Raw genomic sequence first — 24,055 nt, forward strand, 5'->3', positions numbered from 1 at the left:
TCAGGCCCCCTCGGGGACCGAGACGACCAGCACGAGCGAGCCGTCGAACGTCGGCTGCTCGCGGAACCGGCCGTAACGGCGTTCCCACGTGCCGTCGTCGAGGTCGTGGCGCAGTTCGGCGGCGAAGCGGTGGTGCACCCGGTCGTCGACGAAGCTCCACGCCGAGCACGACAGCCGCGCGCCCGGGTCGAGCAGGCGCTCGGGGCGGGCGTAGTAGGCCTCGTTGAAGCCGTCGGTGCAGTCGATCGGCACCGGGACGCCGATGATCGACGTGTGCCCGCCGAGCCCGTCGGCGATGTCGTCGACCGGCGGGTAGCGCCGCGCCTCGGTCTCGATAACCTCGGGCGCGTAGTCGAGCAGCCAGAACCGCCGCAGCAGCGCGGGATCGCAGGTCAGGATGGCGACCGGGCCGCGGGTGACCCGGCGGACCTCCTTCAGCCCGGTCCACAGGTCGTTCCACTGGTGGACGCTGAACGTGCTCATCGCGCCCTCGAACGCCCGGTCCGGGAACGGCAGCTTCTCGGCGACCGCGTCGATCGCCGGTGGCAGGCCCCCGGGCCGCTGCGCGCGCATCGACGCCGACGGCTCGACCGCCGTCACCTCGCGGTCGTGCGGCTCGTAGGCGCCGGCGCCCGCGCCGACGTTGAGGACGGTCCGCGCCTCGCCGAGCGCGTCGAGGACGTACTGCCCGATCCGCGGGTCCGGCACGCGGTAGTCCGTGTACACCCCGCCGATCGCGCCGTAGTCGGCGTCACCGGCGCTTCCGTCGGCACGTCGCTCAATCATGGGCTCAAAACTAGCAGCGGCCTGGGGATCCACGACGCCGGTGGCGCTGCTCCGCGCGACGGAAACCGACGTCCGGCATCCGGCGCAGCCGTCAGTTTCTGTCGCAAATTTGCGTAAGTTCGTTCATCTATTGCGTTATCTTGTCCCGGATTCGTATGATCCAGGTCACAAGGGTCCCCACCCGCACTCGACGAGGAGTTGCTGCTCCATGTCTCCCCATCCTGTCTTCAGCGCGCCCCGAAACTTGATCAAGCCCCGTCGGCGGGCCAGGTTCGGCGCCTTGGCCGCCGCCGTCGCCGCCGCGACCGGCCTGACCGTCATCACCCTGGCCGCGGCCCCCGCGAGTTCGGCGCTCGCCGCCGGGCGCGGCGCGACCGTGCCGTTCCTCGAACAGGAGGCCGAGACCGCCGCGACCAACGGCACGGTCATCGGCCCCGACCGCAACTCCGGCACCCTCGCCGGTGAGGCGTCCGGCCGCAAAGCCGTGACGCTGGGCGGTCAAGGCAAGTACGTCGAATTCACGCTCACCGCGCCGGCCAACTCGATCGACTTCCGCTTCAGCCTCCCGGACTCCGGGAACGGCACCGGCACGAGCGGCTCGCTCTCGTTGTACGTCAACGGTTCCCACAACCGCGACGTCGCGCTGACGTCGAAGTACGCCTGGTACTACGGCTCGTACCCGTTCACCAACACCCCGGGTGACGGCCACGCGCACCACTTCTACGACGAGACCCGCGCGTTGCTGGGCACGAACTACCCGGCAGGCACCAAGATCAAGCTGCAGGTCGACGCGGGCGACGTCACGACCTCGACGATCGACCTCGCCGACTTCGAGCAGGTCGGGGCGGCCGCGGCCAAGCCGGCGAACTCGCTGTCCGTCACCGACTACGGCGCCACCGCGGGTGACACCAGCGACGACGCGGGCGCGTTCGACGCCGCCGTCGCCGCGGCGAAGAGCCAGGGCAAGGAGGTCTGGATCCCGTCCGGGACCTTCACCCTCGGCCACCACATCACCGTCGACCAGGTGACGATCCGCGGCGCCGGCCCGTGGTACTCCGTGCTGACCGGCCCGCGCGCCGGCATCTTCGGCAAGGGCGAACCGGCCAGCTGCGGGACGTCGACGTACCCCGGCAACGGCGCGGTCCCGGGCACGAGCAGCGCGGTCAAGCTGTACGACTTCGCGATCATCGGCCAGGTCGACGCCCGCGTCGACTGCGACCAGTCCAACGCCATCGGCGGCGCGCTGGGCGGCGGCTCGGTCGTGCAGAGCCTGTGGCTGCAGCACACGAAGGTCGGGCTGTGGCTCGACGGGCCGTTCGACGGGCTCACCGTGTCCGGCAACCGGATCCTCGACCAGACCGCCGACGGGCTGAACCTGCACCAGGGCATCAGCAACGTTACCGTGACGAACAACTTCCTGCGCAACACCGGCGACGACGGCCTGGCCATGTGGTCCGAGCACGACGCCGACCACAACAACACGTTCTCCTTCAACACCGTGCTGCTGCCGATCCTCGCCAACAACATCGCGATCTACGGCGGGCGCGACAACACGGTGTCCGACAACGTCGTGGCCGACACCCAGGACCAGGGCGGCGGCATCCACATCGCCAACCGGTTCAGCGCGGTGCCCCTCGCCGGGACGACGACCGTCGCGCGCAACACCGCGATCCGCACCGGTGTGCTCGACTCGAACTGGCAGTTCGGCGTCGGCGCCCTGTGGTTCGACGGTCGCGACGGCGCCATCACCGGCCGCGTCGACGTCACCGACCTCGACCTGCTGGACAACAACTACGAGGCCATCCAGTTCATCGACAGCCAGACCACCGACGTGCACTTCACGAACGTCAAGATCACCGGAGCGGGCACGTTCGCCTGGCAGCTGCAGGCCAAGCCGACCGGCACGGTGAAGAACGTCGTCGCGACCGGGATCGGCCGCGCGGGCGTCTACAACTGCATGGGTCCGGACGCGCTGACCGGCCTCGTCGACCAAGGCGGCAACTCGGGCTGGAGCACGACGTTCTGCGGCTCGTGGCCGACGCCGGTCTACGGCTCGGACAACGGCGGCACGACCACGACCCCGACGACCCCGACCACACCCACCACCCCGCCGACCACCACCACGACGACCACCCCGCCGACCGGGAACCTGGCGCTGCACAAGGCGATCAGCGCGTCGGCGTCGCAGGGCGGTTTCCCGCCGGGCAACGCGGTCGACGGCGACGCGAACTCGTACTGGGAGAGCGCGAACAACGCGTTCCCGCAGACGCTGACCGTCGACTTCGGCGCCACGGTTTCGGTGTCGCGGCTGGTACTGAAGCTGCCGCCGCCGTCCGCGTGGGGCACGCGCACGCAGACGATCGCGGTCGACGGCGTCAAGGCCGCGGCGGGTTACACCTTCAACCCGGCGACCGGCAACACCGCGACGATCACCTTCCCGGCGACGTCCGTGCGCACCCTGCGGCTGACCTTCACCGGCAACACCGGCTGGCCGGCGGGACAGCTGTCCGAACTCGAAGCCTACGCGTCCTAGAACCAGCGGAGAGGTGACGACGATGTCCCCAGCACCACGGCGCCGCGCGGCGCTGCTGGCCGCGGCCCTCGCCGCGGCCGGCCTGACTGTCCTGCTCAGCGGCCCTCCCGCCGCGGCGGCGACCTGCCCGACGACGGCGTCCGGCGGCGCGAGCGTGCCGTTCCGGACGGTCGAGGCCGAGTGCTCGGCGACCACCGGCTCGGCCGTCGGCCCCGACTACACGCAGGCCAGCATCGCTTCGGAGGCGTCCGGACGCCAAGCCGTCCGGATCGGGTCCGGCCAGTACGTCGAGTTCACGCTGCCGGCGGCGGCCAACTCGATCAACGTCCACTACAACATCCCCGACGGCTCGTCCGGGCGGCTTTCGGTGTACGTCGGCGGCACCAAGCTCGGCAGCGGGCTGTCCGTGACGTCGCGGTACTCCTATGTGGACACCGGCTTCATCACGGGCTCGAAGACGCACCACTTCTTCGACGACGCCCGGCTGCTCTTCGGCCAGAACGCGGCCCAGGGCACGAAGGTCCGCGTCCAGGTCGACTCCGGCGACGTCGGCCAGGCGACCATCGACCTGGCCGACTTCGAGCAGGTCGGCGGCGCGGGCGCGAAACCGGCCAACGCCCTGTCGGTGACGGACTACGGCGCCACGGCGAACGACTCCTCCGACGACACCCAGGCGTTCCGCAACGGCCTGTCGGCGGCACGCTCGCAGGGCAAGGAGCTGTTCGTGCCGTCCGGCCGGTTCGAGATCGGGTCGGCGCTGCAGATCGACCAGACCACCGTCCGGGGCGCCGGGCCGTGGTACACCGTGTTGCACGGCAACAACATCTTCAACAACGGCGGCGCGTCCGGGAACATCAAGCTGTACGACTTCGCGGTGTTCGGCGACGTGACCGAGCGCAACGACGGCAGCCCGGACAACGCGTTCCACGGCGTCCTGGGCAACGGCTCGGTCGTGAGCGGCCTGTGGATCCAGAACACCAAGTGCGGGCTGTGGCTGATGAGCGGCGCGTCGTCGAACCTCACCATCGAGAACAACCGCATCCAGGACACGCAGGCCGACGGCGTCAACTTCGACGGCGCCGTCACGAACTCGGCGTTGCGCAACAACTACCTGCGCAACAACGGCGACGACGGCCTCGCGCTCTGGTCCAACGGCCAGGCCGACTCGGGCAACACGATCGCGAACAACACGGTCGTGCAACCCAACCTGGCCAACGGCATCGCGCTCTACGGCGGGTCGAACAACACCGTCAGCGGCAACCTGGTGCAGGACACCAACGCGCTCGGCGGCGGCTACCTGGTGGCGAACCGGTTCAGCTCGGTACCGCTCGGCGGCACGGTGACGCTGTCGAACAACACCGCGCTGCGGGCCGGGGCGCTCGACCCGAACTGGCAGTTCGGCGTCGGCGCGCTGTGGTTCGACGCGCGTGACCAGGCCATCACCGGCGTGACGATCCGGGTCACCGGGTTCACCGCGATCCAGAGCCCGTACGAGGCGATCCAGTTCATCGACGGCAACGGCGCCGGCAAGCAGATCCAGGGCGTCACGATCGACGGCGTCTCGGTGCAGGGCGCCGGCACGTTCGTGGCGCAGTCTCAGACGCAGGGGTCGGTGTCGATCAGCAACCTGAGCGCGTCCGGCGTCGGTGTCACCGGCACGTACAACTGCCCGTACCCGTCGTCGATCCCGAAGATGACGTTCGGCGGGTCGGGCAACAGCGGCTGGACCGGCACGTGGAGCGACTGCTCGACCTGGCCCGCGCCGAACTCCGGCCCGCAGCAGCCGCCGCAGTCCGGGAGCAACATCGCGCGGGGCAAGGCGATCAGCTCGTCGTCGTCGCAGGGCGGGTTCCCGCCGGGCAACGCCAACGACGGCAACGCGGACAGCTACTGGGAGAGCGCGAACAACGCGTTCCCGCAGACGCTGACCGTGGACCTGGGCGCGGCGGCGTCGATCAACAAGGTGACGCTCAAGCTGCCGCCGTCGTCGGCGTGGGGTGCGCGCACCCAGACGGTGACGGTCTCGGGCAGCACGGACGGCGGCTCGTACACGACGCTGGTCGGCTCGCGCGGTTACGCGTTCGACCCGGCGTCGGGCAACACGGCGTCGGCGTCGTTCTCGGCGACGTCGCAGCGGTTCGTGCGGCTGACGTTCACCGGCAACACCGGCTGGCCCGCCGGTCAGGTGTCCGAGTTCGAGGTGGCGGCTTCGTAACTCCGGACTGACGACAAGCCCGTCCCGGCTCCTGACACCGGGACGGGCTTGTCTTACTTTTGCGCGCAGTTGCTGTAAAGTTTCACTCATGACGCGTCGTCTTGCCGAAGTCGCCCGCCAGGTCGGGGTCAGTGAAGCCACGGTCAGCCGGGTGCTCAACGGGCGGTCGGGGGTGTCCGCCAGCACCCGCGCCGCCGTGCTCACCGCGCTCGACGTGATGGGTTACGAGCGGCCCACCCAGCTGCGCGGGGAGCGCGCCCGCCTGGTCGGGCTCGTACTGCCCGAACTGCAGAACCCGATTTTCCCGGCCCTGGCCGAGATCATGGGCAACGCGCTCGCGCAGCAGGGCTTCACCCCCGTCCTTTGTACCCGGACGGCGGGCGGGGTGTCGGAGGCGGAGTACGTCGAGCTGCTCCTGCAGCAGCAGGTGTCGGGCGTGGTGTTCGCCGGCGGGCTCTACGCGCAGTCCGACGCGGTGCACTCGCACTACCACCACCTGGTCGAGCGGCGGCTCCCGACGGTGCTGATCAACGCGGCCGTCGACCACCTCGGGCTGCCCCAGGTGTCGTGCGACGACGCCGTCGCCGTCGAGCAGGTCGTCGGGCACCTCAGCTCGCTCGGGCACGAGAAGATCGGGCTGGTGCTCGGGCCGACCGACCACGTGCCGTCGAAGCGCAAGCTGGAGGCGTTCCAGGCGTACGCGGCGAAACTCGGCCTGCCGGTGCTCGACGAGCTGGTCGAGCACGGGATGTTCTCCATCGAAGGCGGCCACGCGGCGGCGGCCCGGCTCTACCCCCGCGGCGCGACCGCGGTGCTCTGCGCCAGCGACCTGCTGGCCCTGGGCGCGGTCCGCGCGGCCCGCCGGCAGGGCCTGTCGGTGCCCGACGACGTCTCGGTGGTCGGCTACGACGACTCGGCCCTGATGAACTGCACCGACCCGCCCCTGACGACCACCCGCCAGCCGATCGAGGCGATGGGCCGCGCGGTGGTCGAACTGCTGGTCAAGCGCATCAACGGCGGCGAGGTGGCGGCCGAGGAGCTGCTGTTCGCGCCGGAGCTCGTGGTGCGCGGCTCGACGGCCCGCCGCATCGCGTAACCCGGCACTCACGCCCACGGGCCGTGGTCTCTTCCCGAGACCACGGCCCGTTTTGCGTTCTCGCGCCCCTCAAGCGCCCCAATGTGGCGTTGGGTGCGTCCAACGCACCCAATGTGGCGTTCGGTGCGTCCAGCGCACCCAACGCCACATTGGGGCGTTCGGGGGTACCCACTCAATCCGATCTGCTCGCCAGCGCGTTCGCGGCCTGTTCGTAACTTGCAAAGTCTCGTCGGCTTATTGCGTCGATCCGGTCTCACACTTTAGAGTGACCGCAATCACGTGACAGCCGTCGCGACCCGAGAAGAGGCTTGAGATGAGCAGTCCCTGGTCCCGATCCTTGCCCCGCCGGATGTTCTGCCTGCTGGCCGCAGGTGGCCTCGCACTGGGGGTGGCCGCCTGCGGCGACGACGGCAACGCCGCCGCGCCCGGGGGCAAGGTGAAGATCACGGTCACCGGCCAGCCACCCACCAGCCAGCCGTTCGAGCGCGGTGTCTTCGACGCCGACGTCAAGGAGTTCGAGGCATCCCACCCGAACATCCAGATCGAGCCCCACGAGGGGTTCATGGACCCGAAGACGTTCTCCGCGAAGCTCGCCGGCGGCCAGCTCGAAGACGTCTACTACGTCTACTTCACCGACCCGGCGCAGATCATCACGCGGCATCAAGCCGCGGACATCACGGAAGCGTCGAAGAGCGTCCCGCACATCGGCGACATCAAGCCGGAACTGCTGGACAACTTCCGTGACGCGAGCGGCAAGCTCTACGGCCTGCCGACGATGAACTACACGATGGGCCTGGTCTACAGCCGCCCGCTGTTCCAGAAGGCCGGGCTCGACCCGAACAAGCCGCCGACGACCTGGGACGAGGTCCGCGAAGACGCGAAGAAGATCGCCGCGCTGGGCAACGGCACCGTCGGGTACGCCGACTACAGCAAGAACAACCAGGGTGGCTGGCACATGACCAGCTGGCTCTACTCGATGGGCGGCGACATCGCCCGCAAGGACGGCGACAAGTGGGTCGCCGACTTCGACAACGAGAAGGGCAAGCAGGCCCTGCAGTACCTGCACGACATGCGCTGGACCGACAACTCCATGGGCGCCAAGCAGCTGCTGGAAGCCACGGACGTGCAGCGGATGATGGGCGCCGGCCAGCTCGGCATGTACATGGCCGCGCCGGACAACATCCCGGTGCTGGTCAAGCAGTTCAACGGCAAGTACGAGGACTACGGCGTCGCGGGCATGCCCGGCGGCCAGGGCACCCTGCTCGGCGGCGAAGGCTACATGCTGAACCCGAAGGCGTCGCCGGAGAAGATCAAGGCCGGCCTCGAGTGGATCCAGTGGAAGTACCTCAACCCGGACCGCTTCGAGAAGCACATCCAGCAGTACGTCGACGGCAAGCAGCCGGTCGGCCTGCCCGCCGAGCCGACCCCGGACGTCTGGCAGGGCGCGGTGCGTGACCAGCAGCTGGCCCTGAAGGCCAAGTTCGCCAACGTCCCGGCCACGAACTACCAGTCCTACGTGGACACGACCAGCAAGATCAAGGGCAGCATCGAGCCGCCCAACGCGCAACAGGTGTACGCCGCCCTCGACAGCGTCATGCAGGCGGTGCTCACGGACCAGAACGCGAACATCGACCAGCAGCTGTCGTCCGCTTCGTCGAAGGTCAACAGTGTCCTCGCCCAGGTCAAGTAGCCTCCTCGCCTGGCCCGCGACGTCTTCGTCGCGGGCCAGGCGCCCGGCCGCCTCCCCGGCCGAGCGCCGCCGCGTCCGGTTGCGCCGCAAGCTGAAGGAGAACCTCACCGCGTACGGCCTGCTCTGCGCCGCACTCCTGGTGTTCGCGATGTTCTCCTGGTACCCGATCGTGCGGGGCGTGCTGCTGAGCTTCCAGCAGGTCGACTTCGTCAACGCGCCCACGTGGGTCGGGTTCGACAACTTCAGCCGCCTGTTCGACGACCCGCTGTTCGGCGTCGCCTGGCGCAACACGCTCCTGTTCACCGGGCTCGCGCTGGTCTTCGGGTTCGCCGTCCCGTTCCTCACCGCGGTGCTGCTCAACGAGATCCGGCACGCCAAGGCGTTCTTCCGGCTCGCGGTGTACCTGCCGGTGATGCTGCCGCCGGTCGTCACCGCGCTGATGTGGAAGTGGTTCTACGACCCGGGTCCCGGCCTGTTCAACTCCGCGCTCGGCGCGGTGGGCCTGCCCGGCGGCCAGTGGCTCGACTCCTCCACCACCGCGATGCTGTCGCTGGTCTTCGTCTCCACCTGGGCCAACATGGGCAGCACCACGCTGATCTACCTGGCCGCGCTCGGGACGATCCCCGGCGAGCTGTACGAAGCCGCGGAGCTCGACGGCGCCGGGATGTGGCAGCGGCTGCGGCACGTCACGTTCCCGCAGACCCGGTTCGTGCTGCTGGTGCTCCTGCTGCTGCAGATCGTCGCGACGATGCAGGTGTTCACCGAGCCGTACGTGATGACCGGCGGCGGGCCGGACGACTCGACGGTCACCGTGCTCCTGCTGCTCTACCGGTACGCCTTCGTCTACAACGACTTCGGCTCGGCGAGTGCGATGAGCCTGCTGCTGTTCATCGCGCTGGGCGTGTTCTCGGCGTGGTACGTCCGGCTGACGCGGAAGGCGGACCAGTCATGAGGACCCTCGTCTCCCCCGGCGCGTTGCGCAGCCGGCGCGGCAAGGCCGTCTACGCCGTGATCTTCGCCTGCACGCTCGCGGTGTTCATCCTGGCTTTCATGTTCCCGCTGTACTGGGTGATCACCGGGGCGATGAAGTCACCGCAGGAGCTGGCGCAGACGCCGGCGACGCTCATCCCGCGCGACTGGCACCCGGAGACGTTCGGCGAGGCGTGGGACCAGCTGAGCCTGGGCAAGTACTTCCTCAACACGCTGATCGTCGCCGGTGGCGCGTGGCTGGCGCAGCTGGCCATCGACGTGCCGGCCGCGTTCGCGCTGTCGAAGCTGCGCCCGAAGTTCGGCAACGTCGTGCTGGGCCTGATGCTGGCGACGCTGATGCTGCCGGCCACGGCCCTGCTGGTGCCGACGTACGTGACGGTGACCGACCTGCCGCTGCTGCACCTCAACCTGATCAACTCGCCGACCGCGGTCTGGCTGCCCGCGGCGGCGAACGCGTTCAACATCTACCTGCTGAAGCGGTTCTTCGACCAGATCCCGGACGAGCTGATCGAAGCGGCGCGCATCGACGGCGCCGGGCCGGTGCGCACGCTCTGGCGGATCATCCTGCCGATCTCGCGGCCGATCCTGGCCGTGGTGTCGATCCTCGCGGTGGTCACCGCGTGGAAGGACTTCATCTGGCCGCTGCTGGTGTTCCCGGACACCGAAAAGCAGACCCTCTCGGTGATGCTGCAACGGGTGGCGATCGACATGCCGCTCAACGTGCTCGTCGCCGGGATGGTGCTGGCCAGCCTGCCGATGGTGGCGCTGTTCCTGGCGTTCCAGCGGCAGATCCTCGCCGGGCTGACCGCCGGCGCCGTCAAGGGCTGAAGCCGCGCCCGGGGTTTCCACGACTACTAGGAGGGCACTTCCGTGACCGACAAGACCGGCTGGTGGCGTAGCGCGGCGATCTACCAGGTCTACATCCGCAGCTTCGCGGACGGCAACGGCGACGGCATCGGCGACCTCGCCGGCGTCCGTTCGCGCCTGGACCACCTGGCCGAGCTGGGGATCGACGCGATCTGGTTCACCCCCTGGTACCCCTCGCCGATGGACGACGGCGGTTACGACGTCGCCGACTTCCGCGACATCGAGCCGCTGTTCGGCACGCTCGCCGAAGCGGAGGAGCTGCTCGCCGAGGCCCACGCCCGGAACATCCGGGTGATCATCGACATCGTGCCCAACCACTGCTCCGACGAGCACCGGTGGTTCCAGGCCGCGCTCGCGGCGGGCCCGGGTTCGCCGGAGCGGCAGCGGTTCTGGTTCCGGCCCGGCCGCGGCCCGGACGGCGCCGAGCCGCCCAACAACTGGAAGTCGCGCTTCGGCGGACCCGCGTGGACGCGGGTGCCGGACGGCGAGTGGTTCCTGCACCTCTACAGCTCGCGCCAGCCGGACTTCAACTGGGAGAACCCGGACATCCGCCAGGAGTTCGAGGACGTCCTGCGGTTCTGGTTCGACCGCGGGGTCGACGGCTTCCGCATCGACGTCGCCGACGGGCTGGTCAAGGACCCGCGGCTGCCGGACGTCGAAGACGGCGACGAGACGCCGTTCTCCGACATGGAGGGCCTGCACGAGATCTACCGGTCCTGGCGCAAGATCGCCGACAGCTACGCGGGCGAGCGCGTGCTGGTCGGCGAGATGTGGCTGCCGGACATGTCCCGCGCGGCGCGCTACCTGCGCCGCGACGAGCTGCACTCGGCGTTCAACTTCGACTTCCTGGTCTGCCCGTGGGACGCCGCGCGCTTCCACGACGTCATCACCCGCACGATCCGGGCGCACGACGAGGTCGGCGCGCCGGCCGCGTGGGTGCTGTCGAACCACGACGTCACGAGGCACGTCACGCGCTACGGCCGGCAGGGCGACACCGGGTTCAGCTTCGCGAACCGGCTGCACGAACTGCCGGTGGACCGGGAGCTGGGCACCCGCCGGGCCCGGGCGGCGGCGCTGCTGACACTCGCGTTGCCGGGCGGGCTGTACGTCTACCAGGGCGAGGAGCTGGGCCTCTGGGAGATCCGCGACATCCCCGACGACCTGCGCCAGGACCCGGTGTGGGCCCGCACGAACGGCACCGACCCAGGTCGCGACGGCTGCCGCGTCCCGATCCCGTGGTCGGGTTCCGAGGCCCCGTTCGGCTTCGGCACCGGGGACGCGTGGCTCCCGCAGCCCGCGGAGTGGAGTGCGTACACGGCCGCCGCGGAAGCCGCGGACCCGACGTCGATGCTGAGCCTCTACCGCGACGGCCTGCGCATCCGGGACGAGCAGGCGGCCCTCGGCGCGGGCACGCTGGAGTGGCTGCCGCTGGGTGACGGCGTCCTGGCGTTCACGCGCGAGCCGGGCTTCACGTTCGTGCTGAACTTCTCGGCCTCACCGGTCCCCTTGCCGGCGGGCGAGGTCCTGCTGGCGAGCGGCCCGGTGGACGGCTCCCTGCCGACCGACACCGCGGTCTGGCTCCGCACCTCCTGAAAGCCGTGAAGGCCTCCTTACCGGCCATAAGAGCCGGTAAGGAGGCCTTCACGGACTTCGGTGACCTGCTTCGGTGGGCTACTTCGTCAGCTGCAGCACGTCCACGCCGCGCACGTTGTCCGCGACGTAGACGTACTTCCCGTGCCAGTACGGCGCCCACGCGCTCGCGTCCGCCGGGCGGTAGTACGCGATCTGCCGCGGGTTCGTCGGGTCGCTCACGTCCAGGAACCGCGTGCCCTGCGAGTAGAACGACTGCACGAGGACCTTGCCGCGGACGTCGAAGTAGTGCGCGGAGCAGTCGTCGGACGCCGGGTCGCTGCCCTCCTGGCCGTTGACGCCCCAGGTGCCGACGCTCTGCAGCCGGAAGGGCTGCTCGGGCGTCGAACGCCAGCCTTCGCCGTGGTAGGAACCGGCCAGCGACGAGATCGTGAGCACGCCGTCGCCCGCGCAGCCGTCGACGAAGTTCTCCTCCGTCGCGTAGATCAGGTCCTGGCCGCGCCAGGCGCCGTCGCCGACCCGGTGCCCGGCCGGGTGGAAGCTGTTGTGCATGAACCGCGACGGCGCCGCCGTCTCGGCGATGCCGCCGCCGGCGTACGGAATCGGCTCGTGCGCCGTCGCGCGGCGGAGCTTGTTCGTCAGCGGGTCGCGGTGCACGCCGCTGGTCCAGTAGCCGCGCACACCGCCGCGCCCGGACACCCAGGCCACGCCGTTGTCGTCCACCTGGACGTCGTGCACGTAGTCGGTCTTGCCGTCGTTGCGGGCCAGCTCGATCGGCTGCGGGTCCACCTTCGGGTGCTTCGGGTCGCGGATGTCGGTGACCCAGATCGGCCGCCCGCCCCACTCCGCCGGCTGGTCGGCGGCCTTCGACGGGCCGCCCGTCCACAGGTAGCGGCAGCCGTCGACGCAGCTGGTGGTGTGCCCGGCGGGCGCCCGCACGTAGCTGATGATCTTCGGCGCTTCGGGCTTGGCGACGTCGACGACGTAGATGCCGGACTCGCCGGTCTGCGTGGTGCCGCCGAACGCACGCGGGTCGCGGGACAGGAACACCAGCTTGCGGACCGGGTCGACCTCGGTGTCCTCGGTTTCCCACAGCCCCGGCAGGCTGACCTGCCCGACCAGCTTCGGCGCGGCCGGGTTCTTCGTCAGGTCGTAGACCTTCAGGCCGAACTCGCCGGAGACGACCATGACGTCGCGGCGGCCGTAGTCGAGGAAGTTGATCGAGATGGCGCCGGCGGCGTCGGGCACGTTGCCGACGGACTTGACGTTCTTGATCGCCCCCGGATCACCCGCCGTCCGCGTGGCCGGGACCGCGGGTTTGTCGTCCTCGCCGCAGGCGGCGGCCGGCAACCCGGTCGCGACCAGCGTGGCACTGACGGTAACGGCGGCGAAGCACGACCGTAGCCAGGTGCGCACAAAACCTCCCAAAGGGCGTGATCACCCGAACCGTACGACGGAGATCAACCGGACACAACCGCCTTTGGTTGCCTTCCGACTGGTAGGACTGGCCCATGCGCTTGCTCGCCTTGCTGGCCGTCCTGGCCCTCGCCGTCACGGGGTGCTCCGACCCCGCCCCGGCCCCCGGCGTCCTGTCCGTCGGCCTCCGGGAACCCGCGACGCTGCTGCCGGCCGACCTCTCCGACCAGGCGGGCCGGCTGGTGACCGCCGCGCTGTGGACCCCGCTCGCCGACTACGACGCGGCGACCGGGAAGGTGACGCCGCGCGCGGCCGAGTCGATCGAGAGCACCGACCGGGTGCACTGGACGGTGCGGCTGCGGCCCGCGACGTTCCACGACGGCACCCCGGTCACCGCGCAGTCCTACGTGGACACCTGGCGGGCGATCGCCGCCGAACACTGGGTGGCCTCGCCGGTGCTCACGAAGCTGTTGCGCGCTCAGGAGATCAAGGCGTCGGGACTCGTCCTCACCCTGACGCTCGACCGCCCGTCCGGTCAGGTCCCGGTGCTGCTGTCGGCGCCGGGCCTGGTGCCGCTGCCCGCGTCGGTGCTCGCCTCCCATGACTGGAACGGCTTCGCGAAGGCGCCGGTCGGCAACGGCCCGTACCGGCTAGACGGGCCGTGGAAGCCCGGCTCCGGCGGGACGCTGAAGCGCGTCGGCGAAGGCGGCGCCGCGACGATCGAGCTGCGCGTCGGCGAGCCGGCCGCCCAGTACGACGCGGTCAAGGCGGGCACCCTCGACCTGGCGACCGAGGTCCCCGGCGAGAAGCACGACGCCATGCACGAGTTCGGCGACCGGCACGCGACGTGGGCGCTGCCGCAGGCCGGCTACCTCGCGTTCCCGGTGACCGACCCGAAGTTCACCGACGCGACGGTCCGCCACGGCTTCGCACTGGGCGTCGACCGCGCGGCCCTGGAGTCCGGTCCGCTGGCCCACCAGGTCGACCCGGCCAAGGCCCTGCTGCCCCCGGCGGACGCGCCGGGCGAGCGCACGGGCACGTGCCGCCCGTGCAGCTTCGACGCGGCGGCCGGCAAGGCACTGCTGAAGCAGACGGCCTTCCCGGGCGGCGCGACCGTCTACTTCGGACCAGGCGCCGAAGGGTGGACGCGCACCCTGGTGGTCGGCCTGCACAAGGCGCTGGACGTCTCGGTGACGGCGCAGGCTCGCCCCGCGGGCCCGCTCGACGGACCGTCCACACTGGACGTCAAGCTGGCGACACCGAGCCCGTACGAGCTGCTGTCGGCCCTGGCCGAGGCGTCGGGCTACACGGACGAGGTGTTCCACCAGAACCTCACCCTCGCCGACGCCGCGGCCACGGCCGACGAGGCGGGCCAGCTGTACCGGCTCGCGGAGAACCAGCTGCTGCGCGACCTGCCGGTGGCCCCACTGTGGTCGGGCCACGGCCACGCCGTCTGGGGCGACCGCATCCACAACATCACGACGGCCCCGTTCACCGGCCCGGCACTGGCCGCGATCACGACGTCATGACCTGGGACCCGGCACCACTGTCCGAAGTGGTCACCCTGTTCTCGCGGATCCGAGCCCCGTGGTGGATAGCGGGCGGCTACGCGATCGAACTCGCGGTGGGCCACGCCTTCCGCACGCACGACGACATCGACGTCCTCCTGTTCCGGCGCGACCAGGCGGCAGTCCAGGAGGCACTGCCGGCGTGGGAGTGCTGGGCAGCGGACCCACCCGGCACCCTGCGTCCGTGGCTGCCCGGCGAGACCCTGCCGCCCACGGTCCACGACATCTGGTGCCGCCCCGGACCGGCGCAGCCGTGGCGGATCCAGGTCATGCTCGACGAGTCCGACGGCGACGACTGGGTCTCCCGCCGGAACCCCACCGTGCGCCGCGCGCTCGCCGACCTGGGTAGGCACTCGGCGGCAGGGATCCCTTACCTAGCGCCGGAAGTGCAGCTGTTCTACAAGTCCGAACGGCCCCGCCCCAAGGACGAACAAGACTTCACCGCCGTCCTGCCCGTCATGAACGGCACCCGGCGCCGCTGGCTCGCGGACGCGCTCGGGACCGCACACCCGTGGCACGACCGGCTCGGCTAAACCGTCGCGTGCGCGACCAGAGTCTCGATGAACGCCGCCGTCAGCGGATCCGGCGCCGCCCGGGTGTACGCGGCAAGCGTCCGCCGCACCGGCACCGACGGCCGCAGCACCCGGCCGTCGAACCGCGCCGGGAGGACGTTCGCCGGGACCAGCGCGGGGCCGAGGCCCGCCGCCGCGAGGATCGGGGCGGCCGCCGTCTGCTCGGTGCGGACCGCCGCGCGCGGGCGGAACCCCGCCGCCGCGCAGGCGGCGTCGACCAGCTCGGCCAGGCCGTTGCCCGGCGCGTAGTGCACCCACGCGCAGCCGGCGAGCGTGGCCAGGTCGACCACCCCGGCCGGGTCGTCCTCCGCAGCACCGTCGGTGGGCAGCACGACGACGAACTCCTCGACCCCCAGCGGCCGCACCGGCCCCGGCCACGCCGACGGGACCGGCCCCAGCGCGACGTCGGCCTCGCCCGCGGCCATCGCGTCCCGCAGCTCGTCGGCGTGCCGGAACTCGATCAGCCGGACGTCGACGTCGGGCCGGTCGCGCCGCCACACGCGCAACGCGGGCGGCAGCACGCCGAGGCTCACCGAGTACACCGTCGCGACCTGCAGTTCTCCCGCCGTCGTGCCGGACGCGAGCCGCGCGGCGCAGCGGGCTCGTTCGGCGTCGGCCAGCGCCGCCCGCGCGTGCGGCAGCATCGCCCGGCCCATCGGCGTCAGCCGGACGGCACGCGGCAGCCGTTCGAGCAGTGGCCCGCCGAGGCCTTGCTCCAGGGCCCGCATCTGGTGCGACAACGCGGGCTGCGTCACGTGCAGCTGCTCCGCCGCGCGCGTGAACGACCCGGTGTCGACCACCGTGACCAGGTATTCGAGCTGCCGGAGACTTGCCATGACCACAGCTTATCGCTGAGCTGAAAACTAAGCCTTGGACTTATCCCGCGAGCGTGCGCAGGCTGGTCTCATGGAACGCAAGACAGCCCTCGTGGCCGGAGCGAACGGCATCATCGGCAAGAACCTCGTCGAGCACCTGCGGGCGGCCGGCGGCTGGGACGTCGTCGGCCTGTCGCGACGCGGCGGCCCCGGGAACGTCGCCGTCGACCTGCTCGACCCGGCCGACACCCGGGCGAAGGTCGGCGAGCTGACCAGCACGACCCATCTGTTCTACGCCGCCTACCAGGACAAGCCGACGTGGGCCGAGCTGGTCGCGCCGAACGTGGCGATGCTGACCAACCTCGTCGACGCCCTGGCGACGGCCGCCCTCGAGCACGTGAGCCTGATGCAGGGCTACAAGGTCTACGGCGCGCACCTCGGCCCGTTCAAGACACCGGCGCGCGAGACGGACGCCGGGCACATGCCGCCGGAGTTCAACGTCGACCAGCAGAGTTTCCTGGAACGTCGAGGAGGCGCGTGGTCGGCGATCCGGCCGTCGGTGGTCGGCGGCACCGCGCTGGGCAACCCGATGAACCTCGCGCTGGTGATCGCGGTCTACGCGTCGATCTCGAAGGAACTCGGCCTGCCGCTGCGGTTCCCGGGCAAGCCCGGCGCGTACGACAGCCTCCTGGAGATGACGGACGCGGACCTCCTGGCCGGCGCGACGGTCTGGGCGACCGGGCAGCGCGGCGCGTTCAACATCGCGAACGGCGACCTGTTCCGCTGGCGCGAGCTCTGGCCGAAACTGGCCGCGTACTTCGACCTCGACGTCGCGCCCCCGCTGCGGATGTCGCTGTCCGACGTGATGGCCGACAAGGGTCCGTTGTGGACGTCGATGGCGGCGAAGCACGGCCTCACGGCGTCCTACGCGGACGTCTCGGCCTCCTGGGCGTTCGGCGACTTCGTGTTCGGCTGGGACTACGACGTGTTCGCCGACACGTCGAAGGCGCGCCGCGCGGGCTTCCCCACCTACGTCGAGACGGAGCAGATGTTCTACCGGCTCTTCGACGAGTTCCGCAAAGCCCGGGTGATCCCCTAACCGCGGCCGATGAACGGCATGGTCGTCGCGGTGATCGTCAGGAACTGGACGTTCGTGTCGAGCGGCAGCCCCGCCATGTAGACGACCGCGTCGGCGACGTGCCGGACGTCGAACGTCGGCTCCGCGACGATCCGGCCGTCGGGCTGCGGGATGCCGGCGGCCATCCGCTCGGTCATCTCGGTGGCCGCGTTGCCGATGTCGATCTGCCCGCAGGCGACGTTCCAGGCCCGGCCGTCGAGCGAGATGGACCGGGTCAGGCCGGTGACGGCGTGCTTCGTCGCGGTGTAGGCGACGCTCGCGGGCCGCGGCACGTGCGCGGAGATCGAGCCGTTGTTGACGATCCGGCCGCCGCGCGGGTCCTGCTCCTTCATCAGCAGCACGGCCTGCTGAGCGCAGAGGAACATCCCGGTGAGGTTGACGTCGACGGTGCGCTTCCAGTCCGCGACGGACAGGTCGGCGACGGTACCCGCGGCGCCGATCCCGGCGTTGTTGACCAGCAGGTCGAGCCGTCCCCAGCGGTCGCGAACGGCGTCGAAGAGGGCTTTGACGGAGTCCTCGTCGGCGACGTCGGTGGGCACGACGAGCGCGGTTTCGCGCCCTTCCGCGGTCTCGGCCAGCGCGTCGGCCCGCCGCCCGGCGAGCGCGACCTCGAAGCCCTCGTCGAGCAGCGCTCGCGCCACCGCCCGCCCGATGCCCGATCCGGCCCCGGTCACCACCGCCGTCTTCACCATGCCGCCGACCCTAAACGAAAGGGCCCGGCGAGTGCCGGGCCCTTTCGCGAAGGAGGAACTACTTCGGCTGGACCCCGAGCGCGGCGAGCGCCGGGCCCGTCATGATCAGGCCGTTGCCGGTCACCGTGTCGAACCCGGGGGTGCCCAGGTCGATCGCGCTCGACACCAGCGCGCTGCGGATCTGCGCCGGGGTCGCCGTCGGCTTGCCCGACAGCAGCAGCGCCGCGATGGCCGCCGCGTGCGGGGCCGCCGCCGACGTCCCGAAGAACGGCTGGAAGCCCGTCACCGAGGTCGAGACGCCGTCGGCCGCCGTGATGTCCGGCTTGTTGCGCGTCGTGCCGCCGGTCGAGGACACGTTGCCCGCGGTGATCGCGGTGCCGTCGGCGTTGTAGAACAGGTGCCGCTTGCCGTCGGAGGAGAACCGTTCCCACTTGCTCGACGCGGTGAACACGCCGGGGTAGGGGCCGGCCGGGTTGGCCGGGTCACCGGTCTCCAGCGGCCGGGTGAACGCGCCCGCCGCCGGGGCCGCCGCCACGCTGAACGCGCTCGCCGCGGCAGAGTGGCCGTTCGTGACGCCGTTGGTGCTGAACGCCTTGAGCGAGCCCGAAGCGACGAACCGGCCGCGGATCACGTTGAGCGCGATGAAGCGGTCGGCGCCGCTGTACTTGACCACGGCGACCTTGTAGCCGGAGCCGGTGGCCGGGACGTTCGCGATCTCGTACGGGTTCTGCGAGCCGGACTGGCCGTTCTCGCTGGAGGCCACGACGCTGCCCGCGGAGTTCAGGATGAACAGGTCGTAGTCGTTGGCGGAGCGACCCCACGGGTCGGACCAGAACAGCGTCACCGGCTTGCCGAGCGAGCCCGCCGAAAGGGCGTCGAAGTTCTGCGTGGTGGCGCTGGGGTCGAAGTCGTGCGGGGTGCCGGTGACGCCGCTGATCTTCGTCGAGGACGCGCGGAAGTCGCCCTCGTAGTAGCCGCTGGTGCCGTCGGTCGCGTTGCCCGAGTTGCCGGCCGAGGAGAAGTAGAGGACGCCGGCCGCGGTGACGTCGTTGACGGCCTGCGCGACCTGGGTGTCCTGGAACGGCGACTCGTCGAAGTAGGAGACGTCGTCGACGATGATCTGGCAGTGGCTCGTGGTGCGCAGCGCGCGGATGTTCGCGGCGAAGCTCGCTTCGCTGGTGAACGCCGTCGCGAAGCCGAGCGTGGCGTTGGGCGCGAGGTCGTGGACGATCTCGAGCATCGCGGTGCCCTCGTCGCCGCTGCCCTTCTGGCCGGACAGGACGTCGACGGTCGGCAGCTCGCCGGCCGTCTGCGACTTCGCCAGCGAGTCGACGCCGTCGGAGAGCACGCAGACCTTCACACCGGAGCCGCTGACGCCGTAGGTGGTGCGCGCGGTGTCGGTGCCGTGCGCTTTGTCCCCTTCGGACACCTGCGTCGCGGCGGCGGCCTGCGCGGCGAGCGCCTGGCGCAGGTCGCGGTTGCCCGGTTCGCTCCAGGTCGTGGCCTGGGCGGCGGGCTTGACCTCGGTGACGTCGGCGCGGCCGGCGATCGCGTCCAAAACGGACAGCGGCAACTCGGCGCGGACGGCGTCCGGCGCGGCGTAGCGGACGGTGCCGCCCGCCGCCTTGACGGCGTTCGCGACGGCCTGGTCGCGGGTGGCGATGTCGACCGAGACGGTGCCGGCACCGCTCACGCCGACGCCGGAGCGGTATTCCGGCAGCTTCGCGGCCAGGGAGTGGTCGGCGCGCAACCGCTTCTCGACGACCAGTTGGCTCGATTGCTTGCGCTCGGCCGGGGTCAGGCTCTTCTTGATGCTCTGCAGCGCGCTGATGCCCGCCTCGGTGCGCGCGGTCGCGGCGTCCACCGTGGACGGCTGGGCCACGGCGACCCCCGTCGACAACAGCAAGGCGCCGACCGTCAGCGGAACCGCGTGCGCGGCGACCCGGCTGAATCTCACCATCGATTTCTCCCTGTGGTACTCGGCCACTCGACCGAATGACACCCGACCGGGTGTAATGGGGAGAATCTAAGGAGTGACCGATCACCGGTCCAGCGACCAAAGTCGGGAACGTCCAGCCGTCCACATCGTGGAACGATCAAGGAAACGTGAGAACGATTTTTCCCCGGCCGTGCCCGGTCTCGATTTCCCGGTGGGCCGCGGCGGCCTCGGAGAACGGGTAAGCGCGGCGCACGAGGAAGCGCAAGTCACCCTTCGCGTACAGCGCGGCCAGCTCGGCGAGACGCGCGGCAGACCGTCCGGACTTCGAGACGAGCACGCCGAGCCCGGCAGCCTTCCCGTGCTCGACGAGCGTCAGGATCCGGTCGCGCCGCTTCACCAGTTCGAGGGACACCTCGAGCGCGGGCCCACCGGCCCCGTCGAGCACGACGTCGACCCCCTGCGGCGCGGCGGCCTCGACCCGTGCCTTGAGCCCGTCGCCGTAGACGACGGCGGTCGCACCCAGCTCGCGGACGTAGTTCTGGTTGGCCGCACTCGCCGTCCCGACCACCGTGGCACCCTTGAGCCGCGCGAGCTGCACGGCCGCGGTCCCGACGGCCCCGGCGGCGCCGTGCACGAGCAGCGTCTCGCCTTCCTTGACCTGCAACACTTCCAAGGCGATCGACGCGGTCTGCGTCCCCGCGGTGAACCCGCCGGCCACCTCCCACGGCATCTCCGGCGGTTTCGGCGTGACGTCGGAGGCGGGCACGACGATGAACTCGGCGGCGGCCCGGACCGCGGTGAACCCGAGCACCTCGGTGCCCACCGCCATGTCGGACCGGCTTTCGTCGACCACCCCGGCGAACTCGTTCCCGGGCACCCGCGGCCAGGTGAGCTCGAGACCCGGCGGCTCCCACCCGGCCCGCACGGCGGCGTCGTAGGGCTGCACACCGGCGGCTTTCACACGCACCCTGACCTGCCCGGGCCCCGCGTGCGGCTCGGGCAGATCGAGGACCCTCAGCACCTCGGGCCCACCGAACTCGGTGAAGGCTGCGGCTTTCATGATTCCCTCCAGGTTGTCGGCCCTCAGCTTGATACTTCGAGCTACCTGGAGGTCAAGACGTTCACGCGGTCTGCGTCGAACACCCGCCGGCGAGATGCCGGCCCGGCCGTCCGAGACCTTTCACCCGATCGAGTATCTCGTTGCGCCGCAACAGTTTCCGGGACCGATCGAGGTCCACCACCCCACGCCCCCGCCGAAACTGTCGGTGCCCGTTCGTAGCGTGCAGACATGGCTCAGACCCGGACCACCGAGACCCCCGCCCGCCCCGACCCGCGACCGCGGGCCAGGGCGGGCGGCGACCTACATGTTGATCATGTGCCCCGCGAGGCCGTGCAAGGCTTCCTTCACCGCTTCACCCAGCGTCGGGTGCGCGTGCACGTTGCGCGAAACCTCGTGCACCGTCAGGTCCCACTGCTGCGCCAGCGTCAGCTCCGGCAGCAGCTCCGTGACGTCCGGCCCGATGAGGTGACCGCCGATCAGCTCGCCGTACTTCGCGTCGCTGATCAGCTTGACGAACCCACCCGCGTCACCGAGGCCCTGCGCCTTGCCGTTCGCGGTGAAGGGAAACTTCGCCACCTTGACGTCGTAGCCCTTTTCGCGCGCCTGCTCTTCGGTCCACCCGAAGCTCGCGATCTGCGGCTGGCAGTACGTCGCGCGCGGGATCATCGGGAAGTCGAGCTCCATCGTCTCGGCGCCCGCGATCGTCTCCGCCGCCACCACGCCCATCGACTCGGACGCGTGCGCCAGCATCAGCTTCGCCGTCACGTCGCCGATCGCGAAGATGTGGTCGACGTTCGTGCGCCCTCGGCCGTCGATGGCGATGGCGCCGCGGTCGGTCAGGGCGACGCCCGTCTTGTCCAGGCCGTAACCCTCGACCCGCGGCTGGAAGCCGATCGCCTGCAGCACCTTGTCCGCTTCGAGGACCTGCTTGCCGTCCTTCTCCGACGACACCGTCACGTGCACCGACGCGTCCGACTCGTCGATCGACTCGACCCGGGTCGAGGTCAGCACCTTGATGCCGAGCTTGCGGTACCGCTTGGCCAGCTCCGCCGACACCTCGGCGTCCTCCAGCGGGACCATCCGGTCGAGGAACTCGACGATCGTGACGTCGACCCCGTAGTTGTGCAGCACGTAGGCGAACTCGACGCCGATCGCGCCGGCCCCGGCGATGATGATGCTCGACGGCAGCTCGCTGGAGAGGATCTGCTCTTCGTACGTCACGACCCGCGAGCTGCGCGAGGTGCCCGGCAGCAGCTTCGTCGTCGCACCCGTCGCGATGACGCAGTGGTCGAAACTCACCTGCGAGCCGTTCACCTCGAGGGTGTGGTCGTCGACGAACGTGCCGTGCCCGTCGAACTCGGTGATCTTGTTCTTCTTCATCAGGAAGTGCACGCCCTTGACGCGCCCGTCCGCGACCTTGCGGCTCCGCTCGTAGGCGGCCGTGTAGTCGACGCGGATCGGGCTGTCGGACGAGATGCCGAACGCCTTCGCCTCCTGCGTCACCACGTGCGCCAGTTCGGCGTTGCGCAGCAACGCCTTCGACGGGATGCACCCGACGTTCAGGCAGACCCCACCCCAGTACTTCTCCTCGACCACGGCGGCGCTCAGCCCCAGCTGGGACGCCCGGATCGCCGCGACGTAGCCACCTACCCCGGCTCCCAGCACGACGACATCGAAGTGTTGTGCACTCATGCTTCCGAAACTACCCTTCGGCGCCCCGCCCGGCGGGGTGACCCGGGCCTCAGGCGGCGACCGGCGGGCGCTCGCCGCGCAGCGTCGCGAGCAGGTCCGTCACCGCCGCCATGATGCGGGCCGTCGCCTCCTCGAGCACCGCGCGGGTCAGCTCGCGGCCGGCGAGGTCGGACAGGTCGACCGGCGGCCCGGCGACCAGCTCGACGGTCTTGCGCGGCAGGCCGCGGGGGAACCACGCGGTGGCCGGTAGCAGGCGGTGCGTCCCCCAGTTGGCCACCGGGATCACCGGCGCGCCGGTCTCCAGGGCGATCCGGGCGACGCCGGTCTTGCCGCGCATCGGCCAGCCGGCGGGGTCCTTCGAGAACGTCGCCTCCGGGAAGATCGCGACGCACTCGCCGGCCTTCACGGACGCGACCGCGTCGCGGAAGGCCTCGGACGCCGTCGCGGCGCCGCGGTAGACCGGGATGTGGCGCCCGGAACGCATCACCGAACGGACCACCGGGAGGTTCCACAGGGAGGCTTTGGCCAGGTACCGCGGCACGCGGCCGGCGGCGAGGCAGAACGCGGTCAGCGTGGTCGGGTCGGCGAACGACAGGTGGTTGGAGGCCACCAGCACCCCGCCGGTCTTCGGGATGTTCCCCGAGCCCCGCACCCGGAACCGGGTGGTCTGGACGAGGAACTGCCAGACCACCTCGATCGCGAAGCTGTACCAGGCGCCCCGGCCGGCGCGGGCGAAGCGCCGGCCGTAGGCGATCATCTGGCGTCGGGTGAGCAGCTCACCCTCGAGGTCGAGGGCGGTCCAGCGGTCGGTCATGGACGTAATTCGTAGCCGACGACCGGCCGGATCGCCCCGGTCACGCCCGGAACGCGGCGCAGATCACAGCCGCTCGAGCACCACGACGGGGATCTCGCGGTCGGTCTTCTTCGCGTACTCGTTGTAGTCCGGCCAGACGGCGGCGAGCGCGTCCCACAGCTTCGCGCGCTCCTCGCCGGAGGCCGTGCGGGCGCGGGCCCGGTACTTGTCGGCCTTCACCTGCACGCCGACCTCGGGGTGCTCGAGGAGGTTGAAGTACCAGCCGGGGTGGTTCGGGGCGCCGCCCTTGGAGGCGACGATCACCGCGTCGCCCTCCACCTCCTGGTAGATGAGGGCGAACTTCCGCTCCTGGCCGGTCTTGCGGCCGGTGGTGGTCAGCACCAGGGCCGGGACGCCGTCCCGCCACTCGTGCCCGACCTCTCCGTCGGTCTCCTCGTAGCGGCGGACGTGCTCGTCACCGAACAGCATGCGGTGGTCCTCTCGTGATCTTCGGGGCGTGGCGAACTCACCACGTCGTGGTTCTCCTGGTGTGCAACACCCGGCCCACCGTCGATCTTCCCCGGAGCCGCGTCACTCGATCGG

General features: G+C 70.6%; 19 protein-coding genes. 10 read left to right on the forward strand and 9 right to left on the reverse strand.

The genetic code is table 11. The annotated features are described in order from the left end of the window. Positions 1-786 (reverse strand): class I SAM-dependent methyltransferase, encoded by a 786-nt coding sequence (locus MUY22_RS00065; protein ID WP_247055637.1) that lies wholly within the window; start codon positions 784-786, stop codon positions 1-3. Between the two features lie 208 nt (positions 787-994). On the opposite strand from MUY22_RS00065, the gene MUY22_RS00070 reads away from it, so the two are divergent. The 7 genes from MUY22_RS00070 (at position 995) to MUY22_RS00100 (ending at position 11,770) form a co-directional block, all read left to right on the forward strand. Then, on the forward strand, positions 995-3,319 hold the full coding sequence (locus tag MUY22_RS00070; RefSeq protein WP_247055639.1) for a discoidin domain-containing protein: 2,325 nt from the start codon (positions 995-997) through the stop codon (positions 3,317-3,319). A 22-nt stretch (positions 3,320-3,341) separates the two neighbouring features. Next, a complete protein-coding gene (locus MUY22_RS00075; protein WP_247055641.1) occupies positions 3,342-5,534 on the forward strand; it encodes a discoidin domain-containing protein in 2,193 nt (730 codons plus the stop codon). Between the two features lie 88 nt (positions 5,535-5,622). Beyond that, on the forward strand, positions 5,623-6,630 hold the full coding sequence (locus MUY22_RS00080; RefSeq protein ID WP_247055644.1) for a LacI family DNA-binding transcriptional regulator: 1,008 nt from the start codon (positions 5,623-5,625) through the stop codon (positions 6,628-6,630). Between the two features lie 313 nt (positions 6,631-6,943). Continuing rightward, the gene (locus MUY22_RS00085) at positions 6,944-8,320 is read left to right on the forward strand and encodes an ABC transporter substrate-binding protein (protein WP_247055646.1); all 1,377 of its coding nucleotides are present in this window, start codon (positions 6,944-6,946) and stop codon (positions 8,318-8,320) included. Beyond that, positions 8,298-9,272 carry a carbohydrate ABC transporter permease gene (locus MUY22_RS00090; RefSeq protein WP_247055648.1) on the forward strand — a complete coding sequence of 325 codons (975 nt, stop codon included), beginning with the start codon at positions 8,298-8,300 and terminating at the stop codon, positions 9,270-9,272. Before MUY22_RS00085 ends, MUY22_RS00090 begins: the two co-directional genes overlap by 23 nt. Then, positions 9,269-10,138, forward strand: a complete 870-nt coding sequence (locus MUY22_RS00095) for a carbohydrate ABC transporter permease (protein ID WP_247055650.1) — start codon at positions 9,269-9,271, stop codon at positions 10,136-10,138. Before MUY22_RS00090 ends, MUY22_RS00095 begins: the two co-directional genes overlap by 4 nt. Before the next feature lie 42 nt (positions 10,139-10,180). Continuing rightward, positions 10,181-11,770: an alpha-amylase family glycosyl hydrolase gene (locus MUY22_RS00100; RefSeq protein ID WP_247055652.1), complete on the forward strand. Its 1,590-nt coding sequence runs from the start codon at positions 10,181-10,183 to the stop codon at positions 11,768-11,770. A 78-nt stretch (positions 11,771-11,848) separates the two neighbouring features. On the opposite strand, the gene MUY22_RS00105 is transcribed toward MUY22_RS00100, so the two are convergent. After that, a complete protein-coding gene (locus MUY22_RS00105) occupies positions 11,849-13,183 on the reverse strand; it encodes an LVIVD repeat-containing protein (protein WP_247055655.1) in 1,335 nt (444 codons plus the stop codon). Between the two features lie 95 nt (positions 13,184-13,278). On the opposite strand from MUY22_RS00105, the gene MUY22_RS00110 reads away from it, so the two are divergent. Then, positions 13,279-14,712 (forward strand): ABC transporter substrate-binding protein, encoded by a 1,434-nt coding sequence (locus MUY22_RS00110; protein ID WP_247055657.1) that lies wholly within the window; start codon positions 13,279-13,281, stop codon positions 14,710-14,712. Beyond that, complete coding sequence (locus MUY22_RS00115) at positions 14,709-15,284, forward strand: nucleotidyltransferase domain-containing protein (protein ID WP_247055659.1); 576 nt, start codon at positions 14,709-14,711, stop codon at positions 15,282-15,284. The genes MUY22_RS00110 and MUY22_RS00115 overlap by 4 nt, the downstream gene beginning before the upstream one ends. Here MUY22_RS00115 and MUY22_RS00120 read toward each other — a convergent pair. Beyond that, positions 15,281-16,159, reverse strand: coding sequence for a LysR family transcriptional regulator (locus MUY22_RS00120; protein ID WP_247055660.1), 879 nt, complete (start codon positions 16,157-16,159; stop codon positions 15,281-15,283). The genes MUY22_RS00115 and MUY22_RS00120 overlap by 4 nt on opposite strands. A gap of 70 nt (positions 16,160-16,229) precedes the next feature. On the opposite strand from MUY22_RS00120, the gene MUY22_RS00125 reads away from it, so the two are divergent. Further along, positions 16,230-17,237: an SDR family oxidoreductase gene (locus MUY22_RS00125; RefSeq protein WP_247055663.1), complete on the forward strand. Its 1,008-nt coding sequence runs from the start codon at positions 16,230-16,232 to the stop codon at positions 17,235-17,237. Here the strand turns inward: MUY22_RS00125 and MUY22_RS00130 are convergent. The 6 genes from MUY22_RS00130 to MUY22_RS00155 all read right to left on the reverse strand — a co-directional run bounded on the left by MUY22_RS00130 (position 17,234) and on the right by MUY22_RS00155 (position 23,941). Continuing rightward, positions 17,234-17,968, reverse strand: a complete 735-nt coding sequence (locus MUY22_RS00130; protein WP_247055665.1) for an SDR family oxidoreductase — start codon at positions 17,966-17,968, stop codon at positions 17,234-17,236. The two genes, MUY22_RS00125 and MUY22_RS00130, sit on opposite strands and share 4 nt — an antisense overlap. Before the next feature lie 58 nt (positions 17,969-18,026). Next, positions 18,027-19,928 carry a S8 family serine peptidase gene (locus MUY22_RS00135; RefSeq protein WP_247055667.1) on the reverse strand — a complete coding sequence of 634 codons (1,902 nt, stop codon included), beginning with the start codon at positions 19,926-19,928 and terminating at the stop codon, positions 18,027-18,029. A gap of 136 nt (positions 19,929-20,064) precedes the next feature. After that, complete coding sequence (locus MUY22_RS00140) at positions 20,065-20,967, reverse strand: NADP-dependent oxidoreductase (protein ID WP_247055669.1); 903 nt, start codon at positions 20,965-20,967, stop codon at positions 20,065-20,067. 300 nt (positions 20,968-21,267) lie between these two features. Beyond that, the gene (lpdA, locus tag MUY22_RS00145) at positions 21,268-22,659 is read right to left on the reverse strand and encodes a dihydrolipoyl dehydrogenase (protein ID WP_247055671.1); all 1,392 of its coding nucleotides are present in this window, start codon (positions 22,657-22,659) and stop codon (positions 21,268-21,270) included. A 49-nt stretch (positions 22,660-22,708) separates the two neighbouring features. Beyond that, positions 22,709-23,473: a 1-acyl-sn-glycerol-3-phosphate acyltransferase gene (locus tag MUY22_RS00150; RefSeq protein WP_247055674.1), complete on the reverse strand. Its 765-nt coding sequence runs from the start codon at positions 23,471-23,473 to the stop codon at positions 22,709-22,711. 63 nt (positions 23,474-23,536) lie between these two features. Further along, complete coding sequence (locus MUY22_RS00155; RefSeq protein WP_247055676.1) at positions 23,537-23,941, reverse strand: nitroreductase family deazaflavin-dependent oxidoreductase; 405 nt, start codon at positions 23,939-23,941, stop codon at positions 23,537-23,539. Positions 23,942-24,055 lie beyond the last annotated feature (114 nt).

It is taken from the genome of Amycolatopsis sp. WQ 127309, from assembly GCF_023023025.1.
In the GTDB taxonomy this organism is placed as follows: domain Bacteria; phylum Actinomycetota; class Actinomycetes; order Mycobacteriales; family Pseudonocardiaceae; genus Amycolatopsis.